Raw genomic sequence first — 16,976 nt, forward strand, 5'->3', positions numbered from 1 at the left:
GCCTGCTGAGGAGGCTGTCCGCCCCCGAGGCCGCCGCCGAGGCCGCGACCGCGACTGCGACCGCGCCGGTGGCCGCTGCGCCGCGTGCCGCGGCCGGCGCTTCCGAGACCCCCACCCGCAGCCGCGACGACCGCCGGGAGCGCTCCGGCGACCGTGACCGGGCGGACCGTTCCGCTGACCGGGATCGGTCCGGCGATCGGGATCGGTCCGGCGATCGGGATCGGTCCGGCGACCGTGACCGGTCCGGCGACCGGGACCGTTCGGGCGACCGGGCGGACCGATCCGGCAACGACCGTCAGGGTCGTTCGCAGCCCGCGGCTGACCGTGACCGTGACCGGACCGGTGACCGTGACCGGACCGGTGACCGTGACCGCAGCGGTGACCGTGACCGCGGCGGCGACCGTGACCGCGGTGGCGCGGACCGGACGCGCTCCGGTGACCGGGCCCCCGCCGGGGACCGCTCCTCCGTGCCGGGCGATGGCGCGGGTCAGGGCGACGACGAGTTCGGCAGCCGGCGTCGCGGCCGATTCCGCGAGCGTGGCCGCAACCGTGGGCGCGGTGGCCAGGGCGGCCCGGCCGACACCGAGCCGACGGTGCGCGAGGACGACGTCCTCGTGCCGGTCGCGGGCATCCTCGACGTGCTCGACAACTACGCGTTCATCCGGACAAGCGGGTACCTGACCGGTCCGACGGACGTGTACGTCAGCCTCGCCCAGGTTCGGCGCAACGGCCTGCGTCGCGGCGACGCCATCACCGGAGTCGTGCGCGCGCCGCAGGAGGGCGAGCAGCGCCGGGACAAGTACAACGCGCTGGTCCGGCTCGACACGATCAACGGCATGGAGCCGGACGAGGCTCGCGGCCGGCCGGAGTTCCACAAGCTCACCCCGCTGTACCCGCAGGAGCGGCTGCGGCTGGAGACCGAGCCGCACATGCTGACCACCCGGGTCATCGACCTGGTGATGCCGATCGGCAAGGGTCAGCGGGCACTGATCGTCAGCCCGCCGAAGGCCGGCAAGACGATGGTCCTGCAGGCGATCGCGAACGCGATCACCACGAACAACCCCGAATGCCACCTCATGGTCGTGCTCGTCGACGAGCGTCCCGAGGAGGTCACCGACATGCAGCGGTCGGTGAAGGGTGAGGTCATCGCCTCGACCTTCGACCGCCCGCCGGCCGACCACACCAACGTGGCCGAGCTGTCCATCGAGCGGGCCAAGCGGCTCGTCGAGCTGGGGCATGACGTCGTCGTCCTGCTGGACTCGATCACCCGGCTCGGCCGTGCCTACAACCTGGCGGCGCCGGCGTCCGGGCGGATCCTGTCCGGTGGTGTCGACTCGACGGCGCTCTACCCGCCGAAGCGGTTCCTCGGCGCGGCGCGCAACATCGAGAACGGCGGCTCGCTGACGATCATCGCGACCGCGCTGGTCGAGACCGGGTCGACGATGGACACGGTCATCTTCGAGGAGTTCAAGGGCACCGGCAACGCCGAGCTCAAGCTCGACCGCAAGATCGCCGACAAGCGGACCTTCCCGGCGGTGGACGTCGACGCCTCCGGTACCCGCAAGGAGGAGATCCTGCTGGCGCCCGAGGAGCTTGTGATCATGCACAAGCTGCGGCGCGTCCTGCACACCCGGGAGCCGCAGCAGGCGCTTGACCTGCTGCTCGACCGGCTCAAGCAGAGCAGGACGAACTACGAGTTCCTGATGCAGATCGCGAAGACGGCGCCGCCGCAGGACTGAGCCTGTTCCGTCGCCGGAAAGGCTCACTGACCGGCGCGGATCGGCGCGACAACGCCTCCGACGGGCCCCGGGGAACATCGAGGCCCGCCGGAGGCGTTGTCGAGAGCTGCTGACCGGGTCCGGTCGGACGGGTCTGGCAGACTGGGAACACCAGCGACACACCAGCGTTACTGGAACAGCGGCTCCGGTTCACGCCCTCCGCGCCCGCGGCGGCGACCCGGCGGCCACATCGGAAGAGGGACCATGAAGGCTGACATTCACCCGACGTACCACGAGACCGTCGTGACCTGCACCTGCGGGAGCACGTTCACCACGCGCTCGACCAAGGACAACGCCGCGATCAGCGCCGAGGTCTGCTCGCAGTGCCACCCGTTCTACACGGGCAAGCAGAAGATCATGGACGTCGGTGGTCGTGTGGAGAAGTTCGAGCGTCGCTTTGGTCGGCGCCGGCCCGGCGACAAGGCCGGCGGCGCGAAGTAGGCCGTCCACGGCGCCCGTTCCGGACCCCCGGGCGGGCGCCGTTCGCGTCCTGGCGGCTGCACGGCCCCGATGCTGCACGGCCCGATGACTGAAGGAACAGCGATGACCTCCCCGCTCGCGAGCATGATCGCCGAGCATGCCGACATCGAGAAGCGGCTGGCGGATCCTGCCATTCACAACGATCCGTCGGTGGCGCGGGAGCTCAGTCGTCGGTACGCCGAGCTTGCCACCCCGGTCGATCTCGCCCTGCGGCTGGAGAGCGTCGAGGGTGACCTGGAAGCGGCCCGTGAGCTGGCCGAGCAGGACGCGTCGTTCCGTGACGAGATCACGGCGCTGGAGGACAGTCGGGCCGAGCTCGCCAGCCGCCTGCGCGCCTACCTCGTGCCGACCGACCCCGACGACAGCCGGGACGCCATTCTCGAGGTCAAGGCCGGCGCCGGCGGCGAGGAGTCGGCGCTGTTCGCCGGCGACCTGCTGCGGATGTACCTGCGGTACGCCGAGCGGCGCGGGTGGCGCACCGAGATCCTGGACGCGAACCCGAGCGATCTCGGCGGCTACCGGGATGTGAGCGTCGCGGTGAAGGCCCGCGGCTCCGCCGGTCCCGGCCAGGGTGTCTTCGGGCGGCTGCGCTTCGAGGGCGGGGTGCACCGGGTGCAGCGGGTGCCGGTGACGGAGTCGGCGGGGCGGATCCACACCTCCGCGGCCGGGGTCCTGGTCCTCCCCGAGGCGGCCGACGTCGACGTCGACGTCGATCCGAACGACCTGCGCATCGACGTCTTCCGCTCCTCCGGCCCGGGCGGTCAGAGCGTGAACACCACCGACTCGGCCGTGCGCATCACCCACCTGCCGACCGGGGTGGTCGTCTCCTGCCAGAACGAGAAGAGCCAGCTCCAGAACAAGGAGTCTGCGATGCGCATCCTGCGGTCGCGGCTGCTCGCCGCAGCCCGGGAGAAGGCCGAGTCGGAGGCCGCCGCCGCCCGGGCGAGCCAGGTGCGCACCGTGGACCGCTCCGAGAAGATCCGTACGTACAACTTCCCGGAGAACCGGATCAGCGACCACCGGATCAACTACAAGGCGCACAACCTCGAGCAGGTGCTCGACGGAGACCTCGACGCCGTGGTGGATGCCCTGATCGAGGCGGACCAGGCAGCCCGGATGGTGGCGGCTCCGTGACCCTGCCGCGGACCGCGCAGGCGGGCAGCGATGTCCTAGCGGCGGTCGGCGACCACTCGATGGCGATCGGCGGTCGTCCTGTGCTTCTGCGCGATGAGCTGACCGCCGCCGCGGCACGTCTGGAGGCCGCCGGTGTGGCCAGTCCCCGCGGCGACGCGGAGCAGCTCGCCGCACACGTGCTGGAGGTCTCCCGCGGCCGGCTGGCCCTGGTCGACCGGATCGACGCCGCCGCGGCGGCCGAGCTTCGGGCACTGGTCGAACGGCGGGCGGGCCGGGTTCCCCTGCAGCACCTGACCGGTGTCGCAGGCTTCCGCCGGCTGGACATCGCCGTTGGCCCGGGGGTTTTCATCCCGCGCCCGGAGACGGAGTGGGTCGTCGAGGGCGCGCTCGAGGCGCTGCGCTCGCTCGCGGTCGCCCGTCCGGTCTGTGTTGATCTGTGCTCTGGATCGGGTGCCATCGCCCTGGCCCTGGCCGACGAGCTCCCGGCCGCCCAGGTCCACGCGGTCGAGGTCGAGCCGTCAGCGCTCGGCTGGCTGCGCCGCAACGTCGAGCGCACCGGGCTCCCGGTGCACGTGCACCACGCTGATGTCGGCATCTCCGCAGACGCAGACGCAGACGCATACACCGGCGGCGGCGCCGGGCGCCCGTCAGCGCCGCCGGTGCGGGTGGCGCTCGCGGACCTGGCGGGGCGGGTCGACCTCGTGGTCAGCAACCCTCCCTATCTTCCCGACCGCGACCGCGCACTGGTCGAGCCCGAGGTGGGCCGCCATGACCCGCCGGCGGCGCTGTGGGGCGGGCCGGACGGGCTGGACGGCCCCCGGGCTGTCGTGGCCGCCGCCGCCGCCCTGCTGCGCCCGGGCGGCGTGCTGGTCATGGAGCACGCTGACGAGCACGGCCAGGCCGTTCCCGCCCTGCTGGCCGAGGGCGGGCCGGCCGCGAGCGGGCCGTCCGGCGGCGCGGGATGGGCCAGCCCGTGGTCTCATATCGTTGATCATCCTGATCTCGCCGGGCGGGACAGGTTCGTCACGGCACGCTGGAACCCGCCGGAGCGGGGCCGGCCGCGCGGCGCCGGAGAGGACGCATGATGCAGGTGTTCAACTGCGCGGAGCAGGATCGACGCGCCGCCGGACTCGACGCCGCCACGGCCGCCGTCCGCAGCGGCAGGCTTGTGGTGCTGCCCACGGACACGCTGTACGGCATCGGTGCGGACGCCTTCGACCCGGTTGCGGTGGGGTGCCTGCTCGGGGCGAAGGGCCGGGGCCGTGACATGCCCGTCCCGGTGCTGGTCGGCTCCTGGCGGACCCTCGACGGCCTGGTCGAGCAGGTCACCGATCAGGTCCGTGACCTCGTGCGGGCCTTCTGGCCGGGCGGGCTGACGCTGGTGGTCAACCACGCGCCGTCGCTGAGCTGGGATCTTGGCGACGCCCGGGGCACGGTCGCGGTCCGGATGCCGTTGCACCCGGTGGCGATCGAGCTGCTGACCAGGACCGGCCCGATGGCCGTGTCCAGCGCGAACATCAGCGGGCGCCCGCCCGCGACGACGGCCCAGGACGCGCTCGCGCAGCTCGGCGGTGCGGTCGACGTCTACCTCGACGGGGGCCGGACGCCGGTCGGCAAGGCCTCGACGATCCTGGACTGCACCGGGACCGTCCCGGTGGTCGTCCGGGAGGGCGCGGTGGACATCGAGGCGCTGCGCTCGGTGGTGCCGCACATCCAGGAGCCCGTGCGCCGCTGACCGCCCGGCAGTCGTCGACTCCCGGCCGCCGTCGGCCCTGTGCCCGCAGGTGTTCCGGTGGTGCGGCGGGCCGATGCCCGGCCGGATGGGATGGCGGCGACGCGCGGTGCCGCGGCGGCCGGACTTATCCTGGCGTTGCAGCCGCGGGAGGTGAACGCATCATGAGCACCCCGTTCTGGGGCCCGGACTTCGACCAGCTGCGGGCCACCGATCCCGAGATCGCCTCGGTCGTGCTGGGCGAGCTCGACCGGCTCCGCGGCGGTCTGCAGCTGATCGCCAGTGAGAACCTGACCTCTCCGGCGGTGCTCGCGGCGCTGGGCTCGACCCTGTCGAACAAGTACGCCGAGGGCTATCCGGGGCGCCGGTACTACGGCGGCTGCGAGGTCGTCGACCGTGCCGAGGAGATCGGGATCGCGCGGGCGCGGGCCCTGTTCGGCGCCGATCACGCGAACCTGCAGCCGCATTCCGGCGCCCAGGCGAACTTCGCCGTCTATGCGGCTCTGCTCACGCCGGGCGACACGGTGCTGGCGATGTCTCTGCCGCACGGCGGGCACCTCACCCACGGCAGCCGGGTGAACTTCTCCGGCCGCTGGTTCGATGTCGTGGGCTACGGAGTCCGCCGGGACACCGAGCTCATCGACTACGACGAGGTCCGTCAGCTCGCCCTGCAGCACCGGCCCAAGATGATCATCTGTGGTGCGACGGCGTACCCGCGGCTGATCGACTTCGCCGCTTTCCGCTCGATCGCCGACGAGGTGGGAGCCTGGCTGCTGGTCGACGCGGCGCACTTCATCGGCCTGGTCGCCGGTGGTGCGGTGCCCAGCCCGGTGCCCTACGCGGATGTCGTCAGCGCCACGACCCACAAGGTCCTGCGGGGGCCGCGCGGGGGCATGATCCTCTGCCGGGAGGAGCTGGCGTCGCGCATCGACAAGGCGGTCTTCCCGTTCAGCCAGGGTGGCCCGCTGATGCACGCGATCGCGGCCAAGGCGGTGGCCCTGCGGGAGGCCGCCACCGCCGAGTACGCGGCATACGCGCGGCAGGTGGTCGCCAACGCGCAGGCGCTGGCGGGCGGGCTCGCCGCCGAGGGGCTGCGACCGGTCGCCGGTGGCACCGACACCCATCTCGCCCTGCTCGATCTTCAGGAGCTGGGCGTCACCGGCCGCGAGGCGGAGGCACGCTGCGGCGCGGCGGGCATCACGCTCAACAAGAACGCCATCCCGTTCGATCCGCAACCGCCCGCGGTCTCGTCCGGTGTCCGGGTCGGCACCCCGTCGGTGACGACCCAGGGCATGCGGGAGGGTGAGATGAAGGAGATCTCCAGCCTGATCTCCCGGGCTGTCCGCGAGCCGGGATCCGCGCCGGAGGTGACGGCGGCGGTGGCCGCGCTGGTCACGCGTTTCCCCGCGTATCCGAGGTAGCGGGCCGGGAACAACCATCCGTCCGACCGGCCCTGTCTGGGGACCTGCACCGAGGGGGCGCACCGAGTGCGCGAACGATGAACTGCGGAATGAGTTGACATGCGCGAGTACCTGCTCGTCTTCGCGGTCGCGGCGGCGGTCACCTTCCTCACGACTCCGGTCGCCCGCTGGATCGCCTTCCGCATCGGTGCGGTCGCGTGGCCGCGGGCCCGCGACGTGCACGCGACCCCGACGCCGCGCCTCGGCGGTCTGGCGATGCTCGCCGGGCTCTACGCCGGCCTCGAGGTAGCGGACCGGCTCCCCTTTCTCTCCGTGGTCTCCCAGGACTGGTCGGAGACGAGGGCGGTGCTCGTCGCGGGGACGCTGATCTGCCTGCTCGGGGTGGCCGACGACCGCTGGGAGCTGGACTCGCTGACCAAGCTCGCGGGCCAGGTGGCCGCGGCGGGGGTCATGGTTCTGCTGGGTGTGCAATGGTCCTTCGCGATCGACCGGGACAGCCAGACAACCATCAGCTTCGGGCCCGAAACCGCTGTGCCGCTGTCCATTCTCGCGACGCTCATCCTGGTCAACGCGATGAACTTCATCGACGGCCTGGACGGGCTCGCCGCCGGCGTCGCCGCGATCGCGGCCGGGGCGACCTTCTACTTCGCCTATCAGATCGCGGTGATCAACGGTTTCTACCGGGCCTCGCCGGCGGCCCTGCTCGCGGCTGTCACGGCGGGTGTCTGCGTAGGCTTCCTGCCGCACAACTTCAATCCGGCCCGGCTGTTCATGGGGGACTCGGGATCGATGCTCATCGGGCTCCTTTCGGCGGCCTCGATGATCTCGGTGACGGGTCAGGTCGCGTACGGGGGTTACGCTGGACCCTCCCGGCAGCTACCGTCGCTTATCCCGCTGGCGATTCCGCTCGCGGTGCTCGCCGTGCCGGTGCTGGACTTCGGGCTGGCGGTGATCCGGCGCACGAAGGCGGGTCGCTCGCCGTTCGCTGCGGACAAAATGCATCTACATCATCGAATTCTTTCCATCGGAAACTCCCATGTCAGGGCGGTTCTGCTGATGTACTTCTGGGCCGCGCTCGTCGGCTTCGGGGGAGTGGCGGCATCTTTCTCGGACTCGCCGCTCCCGATCCTCGCCGCGACCGTCGGTGTGGGCCTGCTCGCGCTGGTCGCCCTGCTGCTCACCGGGCAGCGAGCGGCGCGTCGGGCATGATCGCCACCGCGCTGCCCGCGCTGCGCGCCGGCCTGTGCGCGATGGCGGCCCTGCTGGTCGTCGTGCTGACCCTCGGGGGTGTCCTGCGGGGTGCGTCCGGGGTGGCGGGGGCCGCCCTCGCCGTCGGCCTGGTCGCGGCCTTCTTCGCGCTGGGCAAGCTCGCTCTGGTCGCGGTGGCCCGCCGTGGCGCCACCACGATGCTGCTGCCGGCGGCGCTCGGCGTCTACGCGGCGAAGGTGGCCGTCCTCGGCGTGGTCCTGCTCGCCCTGCGGGACGCGACCGCGATCGACCTGCCGAGCTTCGCCTGGTCGATCATGGCGGCCACACTGTGCTGGGTGGGGGCCGAGGTGTGGGTCGCCGCCCGGCTGCGGGTGCCGTTCTACGATCCGCAGACCTTCGATCCGTCCCGGGTCGCGCCGCTTTTCTCCGCCCAGGGGCGCCCGTCCGGGGGCACCTCGGCCGCGGCCGCACCGTCACATGAGGAGCTGTAGGCAAGCATGGTCAGCCGCAGGCAGTCCGAGGTGGGTGCGGCCCTGGACAGGTCGTCAGCCCGGATTAGGCGCAACGTGGCGGCGGACAGCACCAATGGGCGGAATCGCGGCCATTCGGGCAAAAAGGGCAGTGGTGAAAAGGATGAAAGACTAAGATCGGGTCCGGTCGATGCCGGCCCGCCGCCGGGAGAGGCCTGGGGCATCATCGGCACACTCGTGGCCGGCGGTGGGTTCTGGGGGCTGGTGGGTTTTGGTGTCGATCACCTGGCGGGCTTCGGCCCCGTGTTCTTTCCGATCGGGCTTGTCGTCGGTATGGTCGCCTCGCTCTATCTGGTCATCTACCGTTTCGGCGCGCGCCGTTGACGGAGAGTGTCGTTGACGGGCCGTTGGGCGACGCATCGACAACGTAGTGTGACAATATGTCCAAAAACCCAACGGAAGATGAACGTTCGACCGTCCGTCGGAGATCTTAGTCCTGCAACGAGTGCTCTCACGCGCCCGGCCGGATAGCATCTGCCCTGTCGAGGAGCGTCTGTGGATGCTGTCGGCACTGGGCGCCCCGCTTCGACCGCATCGGTACCGGGACAGTGAGTCCCCTGCCACCGAAGCTCTGAACGGGTAGTGCTCAGCGGTCCTCCGCTTGTCTTTGATTGCCCGGGGCGGCGGCCCATCCCGTATAGGGTGAGGTCGATCCAGCCCTGGGGGGATCGCGAACTTTGTCAGCATAAATGATCTTGGAGGTATCGGAAGTGCCGAGCGGATCGGTGCTCTTGGCGGCCGACGATGGCTTCCACGGGCCGACTCCCGATGTCTTCAAGCCGAAGAGCTGGTTCGAGTTCGACCTGGGACCGATCGACTTCTACTTCAACAAGTGGACCGCGCTGACGCTGTTCGTGGCGCTCTTCGTCGGAGGCTTCCTCTGGCTGGGGTTCCGCAAGGCGACGCTGGTGCCGCGCGGCCTGCAGAACTTCTGTGAGTCGATCTACGACTTCGTCGACATCTCGATCGCGCGGAACGTGATCGGGGAGCGGGGTAAGACCTTTGCCCCGTACCTGACCATTCTCTTCTGCTTCATCCTGGTCGCGAACGTCCTGGCGGTCATTCCGGTCGCCCAGTTCCCGGTGACGTCCCGGATCGCGGTTCCGCTGATCCTGGCGCTGACCAGCTGGGTGATCTTCAACGTCGTCGGTATCCGCGAGCACGGGTTCGGTGCCTACTTCAAGGACATGCTGGTCCCGGCGCCGACCGCCCCGTTGTTCGTCAAGATCATCCTGGCGCCCATCGAGTTCGTCTCGACCATCGTCGCCCGGCCCGCCACGCTGGCCATCCGACTGTTCGCCAACATGTTCGCCGGCCACATGCTGCTGCTCGTGTTCGCTCTCGGTGCCGACTACCTGCTGCCCAAGCCGCAGTTCATCTTCGGTGTGGTCTCCGGCGTGGTGGCAATCGGCCTGACCGCCTTCGAGTTGATGATCGACGTCCTGCAGGCCTATATCTTCACGGTCCTGACAGCCGCCTACATCGGCGGAGCGATCTCCTCGCACGGCGGCGACCACGGTGCGGACCACGCCCACGACCACGAACACAGCGAACCGGTCGCCGCTGTCGCGGTGGCGCGGGCCTGAAGCCAAACGACCCACGCGCACCGTGGGAGATCCCCGGTGCATTGACCACAGAAGGACGGATAACAACGATGTCTCTTTCCGCGTCCGCGTTGCTCGCCGCTGATGACGCCATCAGCGGCAACATCGGGACGGTGGCCTACGGCATCGCCACCCTTGGTCCCGGCATCGGCGTCGGCATCATCTTCGGTCTGGGTGTTCAGGCGATCGCTCGCCAGCCCGAGGCCGAGCAGGTGGCTTTCCGCTACATGCTGATCGGCTTCGCCGTCGTTGAGGCGCTCGCCCTCATCGGCTTCGTCGTGCCGTTCGTCTTCACCTGAGTCCGGGGCGCCCTGTGCTGCAGACACTCATTCTCGCCGCCGAAGAAGGCGCGGCGCACGAGGACAGCGTCCTTGTACCGCCGCTCGCTGAGCTGATCGTCGGCCTGCTGGCCTTCGGCCTGCTCGTGGGCTTCTTCTTCTGGAAGATCTATCCGCAGGTCCGCAAGACCTATGCGGAACGGACCGAACGCATCGAAGGTGGCCTCAAGCGCGCCGAGACGGCGCAGGCGGAGGCACAGGTCCTGCTCGAGCAGTACCGCTCCCAGCTCGCCGAAGCCCGGACCGAGGCGGCCCGCATCCGCGAGGACGCCCAGGCCCAGGGGCGGCAGATCGTCGAGGAACTGCGCGCGCAGGCCCAGCAGGAGGTCGCCGAGATCCGGGAACGCGCCGACGCGACACTGGTGGCCGAACGGGCCCAGGTCGTGGCGTCGGTGCGCCGCGAGATCGGCGAGATCGCGCTGGAGCTCGCCACCCGCATCGTCGGGCACGAGCTTGAGAGCGACGCGAGCCAGCGGCAGCTCGTCGACGACTTCATTGCGGGTCTCGACGAGGCGCCGCGTCCCGCGGCCGTCCCGGCCGGGCCGGGGGCCTGACGGTGGAGGGAGCCAGCCGGCAGTCACTCGCCGCCGCCCGGTCGGTCCTCGACCAGGTGACGGCGGTGCCGGTCGGTGCCGCCACCGGCTCGGGGCAGCCGGACGTGCGCTCGATCGCCGAGGAGCTCGGAGCGGTCGCGGCACTCGTCGGTCGTGAGGCGACGGTGCGCCGTGCGCTGACCGATCCCGGTGCGCCGGCGCAGTCGCGGGCGGGTCTCGCCAGCCGCCTGTTCGGCACCCAGATCAGCCCGGCGTCGCTCTCCGTGGTCTCAGCGGCCGTCTCCGGCCGCTGGTCCCGGCCGATCGACCTGCGCCTCGCACTGGAGGAGCTCGCGGTCGAGGCCACCCTGGCCGAGGCGCAGGCGGCTGACGTGCTGGACGAGGTGGAGGACGAGCTGTTCCGGTTCGGCCGGATCCTCGGGCAGAACCCGCAGCTCTCCCTCGCGCTCACCGATCCGGCCGCGCCGGCGTCGGCGAAGGTCGCACTGGTGTCCCGGCTGTTGTCCGGCCGGGCCCACCCGGTGACCGTCCGGCTGGCTCAGCAGGCGACCGCCGACCCCTCGCAGGGGGACGTCGAACGGCGTCTGGAGAATCTGAGCCGGATCGCGGCCGCCCGCCGCGGACGGGTCGTCGCGGTGGTCCGCACCGCGAGCGTGCTCGACGAAGACCAGATCGCAAGGCTGAAGGCGGCCGTCAGTCGCTTCTTCGGCCGGCAGATCCAGCTCCAGATCGACCTCGACCCGTCCATCCTCGGCGGTCTGTCCGTGCGGGTCGGCGACGAGGTCGTGGACGGCACCGTCCTGCGCCGGCTCGCCGCGGCCCGCCGCGGGCTGACGGGCTAGGCCTGGACGCGCGATGGGCGAGCGCAGACCGGGCCCGAGGCCAGGGCCGGCAGTGACGACCTATGACCAGATCCACGTCAGCCATGAAGGACCAACGCGATGACTGAGCTGTCCATCCGGCCGGAGGAGATCCGCGACGCCCTCCGGGAGTACGTCGACTCCTTCCAGGCCACCTCCGGTGAACGGGAGGAGGTCGGCCGCGTTGTCGTGACCGGTGACGGGATCGCGCGGGTCGAAGGCCTTCCGCACACGATGACCAACGAGCTGCTGGAGTTCCACGGCGGCGTGCTGGGCCTCGCGCTCAACCTCGAGGTCGGCGAGATCGGCTGCGTCATCCTCGGCGAGGCCGAGCACATCGAGGAGGGCCAGGAGGTCCGCCGCACCGGCGAGATCCTCGCCGTCCCGGTGGGCGACGGCTTCCTCGGTCGGGTCGTCGACCCGCTGGGCCGGCCGATCGACGGCCTCGGCGACATCACGTCCGAGGGCACCCGTGCCCTCGAGCTGCAGGCGCCGACGGTCGTGGAGCGCCAGCCCGTCAAGGAGCCGCTGCAGACCGGCATCAAGGCCATCGACGCGATGACCGCCATCGGCCGTGGTCAGCGTCAGCTGATCATCGGCGACCGGCAGACCGGCAAGACGACGGTCGCGATCGACGCGATCATCAACCAGCGCGAGAACTGGCTGTCCGGCGACCCGAAGAAGCAGGTCAAGTGCGTCTACGTCGCCATCGGTCAGAAGAAGTCGACCATCCGCGAGGTGGTCAACACTCTTGAAGAGGCTGGCGCGCTGGCCTACACGACCATCGTCGCCGCCCCGGCGGACGAGCCGGCCGGCTTCAAGTACATCGCCGCGTACACCGGTTCCGCCATCGGGCAGCACTGGATGTATAACGGGCAGCACGCGCTGGTGGTCTTCGACGACCTCTCCAAGCAGGCCGAGGCCTACCGGGCCATCTCGCTGCTGCTGCGCCGCCCGCCGGGCCGTGAGGCCTACCCGGGCGACGTCTTCTACTTGCACTCCCGCCTGCTGGAGCGCTGCGCGAAGCTCTCGGACGAGCTGGGCGGCGGTTCGCTGACCGGGCTGCCGATCATCGAGACGAAGGCCAACGACATCTCGGCCTACATCCCGACGAACGTCATCTCGATCACCGACGGCCAGATCTTCCTGGAGTCCGACCTGTTCAACCAGGGCGTCCGGCCGGCGATCAACGTCGGTACCTCGGTCTCCCGAGTGGGTGGTAGCGCGCAGGTCAAGGCGATGAAGTCGGTCGCCGGCCGGCTTCGGCTCGACCTGGCCCAGTACCGCGAGCTGGAGGCCTTCTCGGCGTTCGGCTCCGACCTGGACAAGGCCTCGCGCGACCAGCTCGCCCGCGGTGCGCGGCTGGTGGAGCTGCTCAAGCAGCCCCAGAACAAGCCGTTCTCCGTCGAGCGCCAGGTCGTCTCCATCTGGGCCGGCACCACCGGCAAGCTGGACGACGTGCCGGTCGAGGACATCCGCCGCTTCGAGGCCGAGTTCCTCGACTTCGTCGGGCGGACCCACGGCGGCATCTACGACGCGATCGTCAACTCCGGCAAGCTCGGTGACGACACCGTTGCCTCGCTGACCTCGGCGATCGCCGAGTTCAAGCAGCAGTTCACCCTGACGAGCGGCAGCCCGCTGGTGAACGAGGCCACCCCGGAGGCGCTCGACCCGTCCGCGGTCGAGCGTGAGGAGATCGCCGTCCACCACCCGAAGCCGTCCGAGAACAAGGGCCGCTGACCCATGGCGGGCCAGCTTCGGGAGTACCGGCGGCGTATCAAGACGGTCAACTCGACCAAGAAGATCACCAAGGCGATGGAGCTGATCGCCGCCTCGCGGATCGCCAAGGCCAGGGCGCGGGTCACCGCGTCCCGGCCGTACGCGGATGAGATCACCCGAGTGATCACCGCGGTGGCGTCGCAGACGACGATCGCCCATCCGCTCACCACCGAGCACCCGCAGCCGTCCCGCGCGGCCGTGGTCGTGATCACCAGCGACCGCGGCCTGGCCGGCGGCTACAGCTCGAACGCGCTCAAGCGCGCCGGTGAGCTCGCCGAGCTGCTGCGCGAGGAAGGCAAGGAGCCGCTGCTCTACGCGGTCGGCCGCAAGGCGGTGTCCTACTACCGCTTCCGCGGGCGTTCGCTGGCCGGCGAGTACACCGGCTTCTCCGAGCAGCCCGGCTACACCGATGCCAAGGCAGTGGCGGACGCGCTGATCGAGGCGTTCACCACCCCGGCCGACCAGGGCGGCGTTGACGAGATCCACGTCGTCTTCACCGAGTACGTCAGTGCGATGACCCAGACCGCGGTCGCGCACCGGCTGCTCCCGATGGTGCTGCGTGAGCACAACGAGCCGCCGCCCGGCGGTCCGTTGCCGAACTACGAGTTCGAGCCGTCGGCGGAGGCAGTGCTCGACGCGCTGCTGCCGCGGTACGTCGAAAGCCGGCTGTACGCGGCCCTGCTGGAGTCGGCGGCCTCCGAGTCCGCCGCCCGCCAGCGCGCCATGAAGTCGGCGACCGACAACGCCGAGGAACTGGTCAAGACCTACACCCGCGCCGCGAACCGGGCCCGGCAGGACGCGATCACCCAGGAGATCTCCGAGATCGTGGGTGGCGCGAACGCCCTGGCGTCCGCCAACTAGGAGTCAGGTGTGGGACTCCGGCCCGTCGACACCGACGAACGTCAAGCCCGAAGCCCGCGGCGGCGGGCAACGACAGTGAAACCGAGGACGCCATGACCGTCACCACCAGCTCGCCGGCCACGGCGGAGGGCCGGACTCCGGGGATCGGCCGAGTCGCCCGAGTCATCGGACCGGTCGTCGACGTCGAGTTCGCACCCGACGAACTGCCCGAGATCTACACCGCTCTGCACGTGGAGCGCACCATCGATGGCCAGACCGCGGTCCTCACCCTCGAGGTCGCGCAGCACATCGGGGACAACACCGTCCGCGCGATCTCCATGCAGCAGACGGACGGCCTCGTCCGCGGCGCCCCGGTGCAGGACACCGGCGCGCCGATCTCGGTGCCGGTCGGGGACGCCACCAAGGGGCACGTGTTCAACGTGCTCGGCAACCCGCTCGACGTCGACAAGGTCGACGCCGCTACCTACTGGCCGATCCACCGCTCGGCGCCGACCTTCGACCAGCTCGAGTCGAAGACCGAGATGTTCACCACCGGCATCAAGGTCATCGACCTGCTCGCCCCGTACGTACGAGGCGGCAAGATCGGTCTGTTCGGCGGCGCCGGCGTCGGCAAGACCGTCATCATCCAGGAGATGATCCGTCGAGTCGCCAAGGAGTTCGGTGGCGTCTCGGTGTTCGCCGGTGTCGGCGAGCGCACCCGTGAGGGCAACGACCTCTTCCTGGAGATGACCGAGGCCGGCGTCATCGAGGACACCGCCCTCGTCTTCGGCCAGATGGACGAGCCGCCCGGCACCCGGCTTCGGGTCGCCCTCGGCGCCCTCACCATGGCCGAGTACTTCCGGGACGTGCAGAAGCAGGACGTGCTTCTCTTCATCGACAACATCTTCCGGTTCACCCAGGCCGGTTCCGAGGTGTCGACGCTGCTCGGCCGGATGCCCAGCGCTGTGGGCTACCAGCCGACGCTCGCCGACGAGATGGGCGTCCTGCAGGAGCGGATCACCTCGACCCGCGGTCACTCGATCACCTCGCTGCAGGCGATCTACGTCCCCGCCGACGACCTGACCGACCCCGCGCCGGCGACGACGTTCACCCACCTCGACGCCCAGACGGTGCTCGACCGATCGATCTCCGACCTGGGTATCTACCCGGCCGTGAGCCCGCTCGACTCGAACTCCCGAATCCTGGACCCGCGTTACATCGGGCAGACGCACTACGACACCGCCCGCGAGGTGCAGCGGATCCTGCAGCGCTACAAGGACCTGCAGGACATCATCGCCATCCTCGGTATCGACGAGCTCTCCGAAGAAGACAAGATCCTCGTCAATCGGGCCCGTCGTATCCAGCGGTTCCTGTCTCAGCCGTTCTTCGTGGCCGAGCAGTTCACCGGCATCCCCGGCAAGTTCGTCCCGCTCGACGAGACGATCGACTCGTTCCGCCGGCTCACCCAGGGTGACTACGACCACCTGCCCGAGCAGGCGTTCTTCATGTGCGGCGGGATCGAGGACGCCGAGAAGAACGCGGAGAACCTGTAATGCCGATGCGGGTGGCGATCGTCTCGCCCGAGCAGGAGGTGTGGTCCGGCGACGCCGACATGGTCGTCGCCCGGACCGTCGAGGGCGACATCGGTGTCCTGCCGGGCCACGTCCCGATGCTGGCGGTCCTGGTCCGTGACCAGGTCGTCCGCGTGAAGGTCGGCTCGCAGGAGATCTCCGCCGGTGTCGACGGCGGCTTCCTGTCCGTCACCAAGGAGGGTGTCAGCATCCTCGCGGAAAGCGCGACGGTCGCCTGACCAGCACTCCTTTGTTCTGAATCGTTGTTCTGACTCTGGCCCGGTTTCCGGTGCTGGCACCCCGCCAGCGCCGAGCCCGGGCCAGATCCGTTTCCCCCGGGGTTCGACCGCTTCTCCGCTTCTCCGCGGAGCGCCTTGCTCCCGGGCAAGATCTGAGGCTTTTTTTGGCTGCTGGGACGACCAAAGTCCTCAGATCTTCGGGCCGCCGCTTCGGGCCGCCGCCGGGGTTGCTGTTGCGGCCGGGCAAGAGCTGAGGATTTCGGTTGTGGGAACGACCAAAATCCTCAACTATTCGGACGAGCTGAGCCTCCGGTGGTGCGGCGGGGTAGCCAGCAGCCGGGGTGCTCGAACCTGCCGGCGGCGTTCGCTCAGCCGCCGGCGCCCGGCTTCCACAGCACGTCGCCGTCGGGGTTCGCGACCCGCGACAGGATGAACAGCAGGTCCGACAGGCGGTTCAGGTAACGGGCGGGCAGCGGGTTCGTGCTGTCCGGCTCCGCCTCGAGCAGTGCCCAGCAGGACCGTTCGGCCCGACGGGCCACGGTGCGTGCCACGTGGAGAAGCGACGCGGCGGGAGTGCCCCCCGGCAGGATGAACGAGTTCAGCTTCGCCAGCGTCTCGTTGTACCGGTCGCAGGCCTCCTCCAACCGGTCGACGTACGTGTCGGTGATCCGCAGCGGTGGGTACTTCGGGTCCGCGACCACCGGGGAGCACAGGTCCGCGCCCACGTCGAACAGGTCGTTCTGCACCTGGGCGAGCGTCTCGCGCACCTCGGCGCCGAGTTCCCCGAGAGCGCCGAGATCCCCGAGGGCGAGCGCCGCCCCGATCGCCGCGTTCGTCTCGTCGACGTCCGCGTAGGCCGCCAGCCGTACCGACGTCTTCGGCACTCGCGACATGTCGCCCAGCGCCG

18 protein-coding genes are annotated in these 16,976 nt (G+C 70.2%); 17 read left to right on the forward strand and 1 reads right to left on the reverse strand.

The window, feature by feature from the left end:
* Positions 1-2 precede the first annotated feature (2 nt).
* The 17 genes from rho to FREUN1FDRAFT_RS33125 all read left to right on the forward strand — a co-directional run bounded on the left by rho (position 3) and on the right by FREUN1FDRAFT_RS33125 (position 16,069).
* Positions 3-1,739, forward strand: a complete 1,737-nt coding sequence (gene rho / locus FREUN1FDRAFT_RS33045) for a transcription termination factor Rho (protein ID WP_006544699.1) — start codon at positions 3-5, stop codon at positions 1,737-1,739.
* A 243-nt stretch (positions 1,740-1,982) separates the two neighbouring features.
* Positions 1,983-2,219 (forward strand): 50S ribosomal protein L31, encoded by a 237-nt coding sequence (gene rpmE / locus FREUN1FDRAFT_RS33050; RefSeq protein ID WP_006544700.1) that lies wholly within the window; start codon positions 1,983-1,985, stop codon positions 2,217-2,219.
* Between the two features lie 102 nt (positions 2,220-2,321).
* Complete coding sequence (gene prfA, locus FREUN1FDRAFT_RS33055; protein ID WP_006544701.1) at positions 2,322-3,392, forward strand: peptide chain release factor 1; 1,071 nt, start codon at positions 2,322-2,324, stop codon at positions 3,390-3,392.
* The gene (gene prmC, locus FREUN1FDRAFT_RS33060) at positions 3,389-4,477 is read left to right on the forward strand and encodes a peptide chain release factor N(5)-glutamine methyltransferase (protein WP_006544702.1); all 1,089 of its coding nucleotides are present in this window, start codon (positions 3,389-3,391) and stop codon (positions 4,475-4,477) included. Before prfA ends, prmC begins: the two co-directional genes overlap by 4 nt.
* Positions 4,474-5,127 (forward strand): L-threonylcarbamoyladenylate synthase, encoded by a 654-nt coding sequence (locus tag FREUN1FDRAFT_RS33065; protein ID WP_006544703.1) that lies wholly within the window; start codon positions 4,474-4,476, stop codon positions 5,125-5,127. Before prmC ends, FREUN1FDRAFT_RS33065 begins: the two co-directional genes overlap by 4 nt.
* 161 nt (positions 5,128-5,288) lie before the next feature.
* The gene (gene glyA / locus FREUN1FDRAFT_RS33070; RefSeq protein WP_006544704.1) at positions 5,289-6,545 is read left to right on the forward strand and encodes a serine hydroxymethyltransferase; all 1,257 of its coding nucleotides are present in this window, start codon (positions 5,289-5,291) and stop codon (positions 6,543-6,545) included.
* Between the two features lie 99 nt (positions 6,546-6,644).
* Entirely contained in the window at positions 6,645-7,754 is a 1,110-nt protein-coding gene (locus FREUN1FDRAFT_RS33075; RefSeq protein WP_006544705.1) for an MraY family glycosyltransferase, read from the forward strand.
* Entirely contained in the window at positions 7,751-8,245 is a 495-nt protein-coding gene (locus FREUN1FDRAFT_RS33080) for a hypothetical protein (protein WP_006544706.1), read from the forward strand. The genes FREUN1FDRAFT_RS33075 and FREUN1FDRAFT_RS33080 overlap by 4 nt, the downstream gene beginning before the upstream one ends.
* 75 nt (positions 8,246-8,320) lie before the next feature.
* Positions 8,321-8,608 carry a hypothetical protein gene (locus FREUN1FDRAFT_RS47065; protein ID WP_232295523.1) on the forward strand — a complete coding sequence of 96 codons (288 nt, stop codon included), beginning with the start codon at positions 8,321-8,323 and terminating at the stop codon, positions 8,606-8,608.
* A 386-nt stretch (positions 8,609-8,994) separates the two neighbouring features.
* Positions 8,995-9,870 carry a F0F1 ATP synthase subunit A gene (atpB, locus tag FREUN1FDRAFT_RS33090; RefSeq protein ID WP_006544708.1) on the forward strand — a complete coding sequence of 292 codons (876 nt, stop codon included), beginning with the start codon at positions 8,995-8,997 and terminating at the stop codon, positions 9,868-9,870.
* Positions 9,871-9,938: 68 nt separating this feature from the next.
* A complete protein-coding gene (locus FREUN1FDRAFT_RS33095) occupies positions 9,939-10,187 on the forward strand; it encodes an ATP synthase subunit C (protein ID WP_006544709.1) in 249 nt (82 codons plus the stop codon).
* Positions 10,188-10,201: 14 nt separating this feature from the next.
* Positions 10,202-10,780 carry a F0F1 ATP synthase subunit B gene (locus tag FREUN1FDRAFT_RS33100; protein ID WP_006544710.1) on the forward strand — a complete coding sequence of 193 codons (579 nt, stop codon included), beginning with the start codon at positions 10,202-10,204 and terminating at the stop codon, positions 10,778-10,780.
* 2 nt (positions 10,781-10,782) lie between these two features.
* Positions 10,783-11,622: a F0F1 ATP synthase subunit delta gene (locus FREUN1FDRAFT_RS33105; RefSeq protein WP_006544711.1), complete on the forward strand. Its 840-nt coding sequence runs from the start codon at positions 10,783-10,785 to the stop codon at positions 11,620-11,622.
* 99 nt (positions 11,623-11,721) lie between these two features.
* Positions 11,722-13,380: a F0F1 ATP synthase subunit alpha gene (gene atpA / locus FREUN1FDRAFT_RS33110; protein ID WP_006544712.1), complete on the forward strand. Its 1,659-nt coding sequence runs from the start codon at positions 11,722-11,724 to the stop codon at positions 13,378-13,380.
* 3 nt (positions 13,381-13,383) lie between these two features.
* Positions 13,384-14,280, forward strand: a complete 897-nt coding sequence (locus FREUN1FDRAFT_RS33115; RefSeq protein WP_006544713.1) for a F0F1 ATP synthase subunit gamma — start codon at positions 13,384-13,386, stop codon at positions 14,278-14,280.
* Positions 14,281-14,372: 92 nt separating this feature from the next.
* A complete protein-coding gene (atpD, locus tag FREUN1FDRAFT_RS33120; protein ID WP_006544714.1) occupies positions 14,373-15,812 on the forward strand; it encodes a F0F1 ATP synthase subunit beta in 1,440 nt (479 codons plus the stop codon).
* Positions 15,812-16,069: a F0F1 ATP synthase subunit epsilon gene (locus FREUN1FDRAFT_RS33125; protein ID WP_006544715.1), complete on the forward strand. Its 258-nt coding sequence runs from the start codon at positions 15,812-15,814 to the stop codon at positions 16,067-16,069. Before atpD ends, FREUN1FDRAFT_RS33125 begins: the two co-directional genes overlap by 1 nt.
* Before the next feature lie 368 nt (positions 16,070-16,437).
* On the opposite strand, the gene FREUN1FDRAFT_RS33130 is transcribed toward FREUN1FDRAFT_RS33125, so the two are convergent.
* Positions 16,438-16,976: cob(I)yrinic acid a,c-diamide adenosyltransferase (locus tag FREUN1FDRAFT_RS33130; RefSeq protein ID WP_006544716.1), on the reverse strand; the 539-nt coding region annotated here is incomplete at its 5' end.

Source organism: Parafrankia sp. EUN1f (assembly GCF_000177675.1).
GTDB lineage: Bacteria > Actinomycetota > Actinomycetes > Frankiales > Frankiaceae > Parafrankia.

Excerpts from the sequence above, each read along its gene's own strand:
- rpmE (WP_006544700.1), top strand. The coding sequence starts at position 1,983 with ATGAAGGCTGACATTCACCCGACGTACCACGAGACCGTCGTGACCTGC.
- prfA (WP_006544701.1), top strand. The coding sequence starts at position 2,322 with ATGACCTCCCCGCTCGCGAGCATGATCGCCGAGCATGCCGACATCGAG.
- FREUN1FDRAFT_RS33065 (WP_006544703.1), top strand. The coding sequence starts at position 4,474 with ATGATGCAGGTGTTCAACTGCGCGGAGCAGGATCGACGCGCCGCCGGA.
- glyA (WP_006544704.1), top strand. The coding sequence starts at position 5,289 with ATGAGCACCCCGTTCTGGGGCCCGGACTTCGACCAGCTGCGGGCCACC.
- FREUN1FDRAFT_RS33075 (WP_006544705.1), top strand. The coding sequence starts at position 6,645 with ATGCGCGAGTACCTGCTCGTCTTCGCGGTCGCGGCGGCGGTCACCTTC.
- FREUN1FDRAFT_RS33080 (WP_006544706.1), top strand. The coding sequence starts at position 7,751 with ATGATCGCCACCGCGCTGCCCGCGCTGCGCGCCGGCCTGTGCGCGATG.
- FREUN1FDRAFT_RS33095 (WP_006544709.1), top strand. The coding sequence starts at position 9,939 with ATGTCTCTTTCCGCGTCCGCGTTGCTCGCCGCTGATGACGCCATCAGC.
- atpA (WP_006544712.1), top strand. The coding sequence starts at position 11,722 with ATGACTGAGCTGTCCATCCGGCCGGAGGAGATCCGCGACGCCCTCCGG.
- FREUN1FDRAFT_RS33115 (WP_006544713.1), top strand. The coding sequence starts at position 13,384 with ATGGCGGGCCAGCTTCGGGAGTACCGGCGGCGTATCAAGACGGTCAAC.
- atpD (WP_006544714.1), top strand. The coding sequence starts at position 14,373 with ATGACCGTCACCACCAGCTCGCCGGCCACGGCGGAGGGCCGGACTCCG.
- FREUN1FDRAFT_RS33125 (WP_006544715.1), top strand. The coding sequence starts at position 15,812 with ATGCCGATGCGGGTGGCGATCGTCTCGCCCGAGCAGGAGGTGTGGTCC.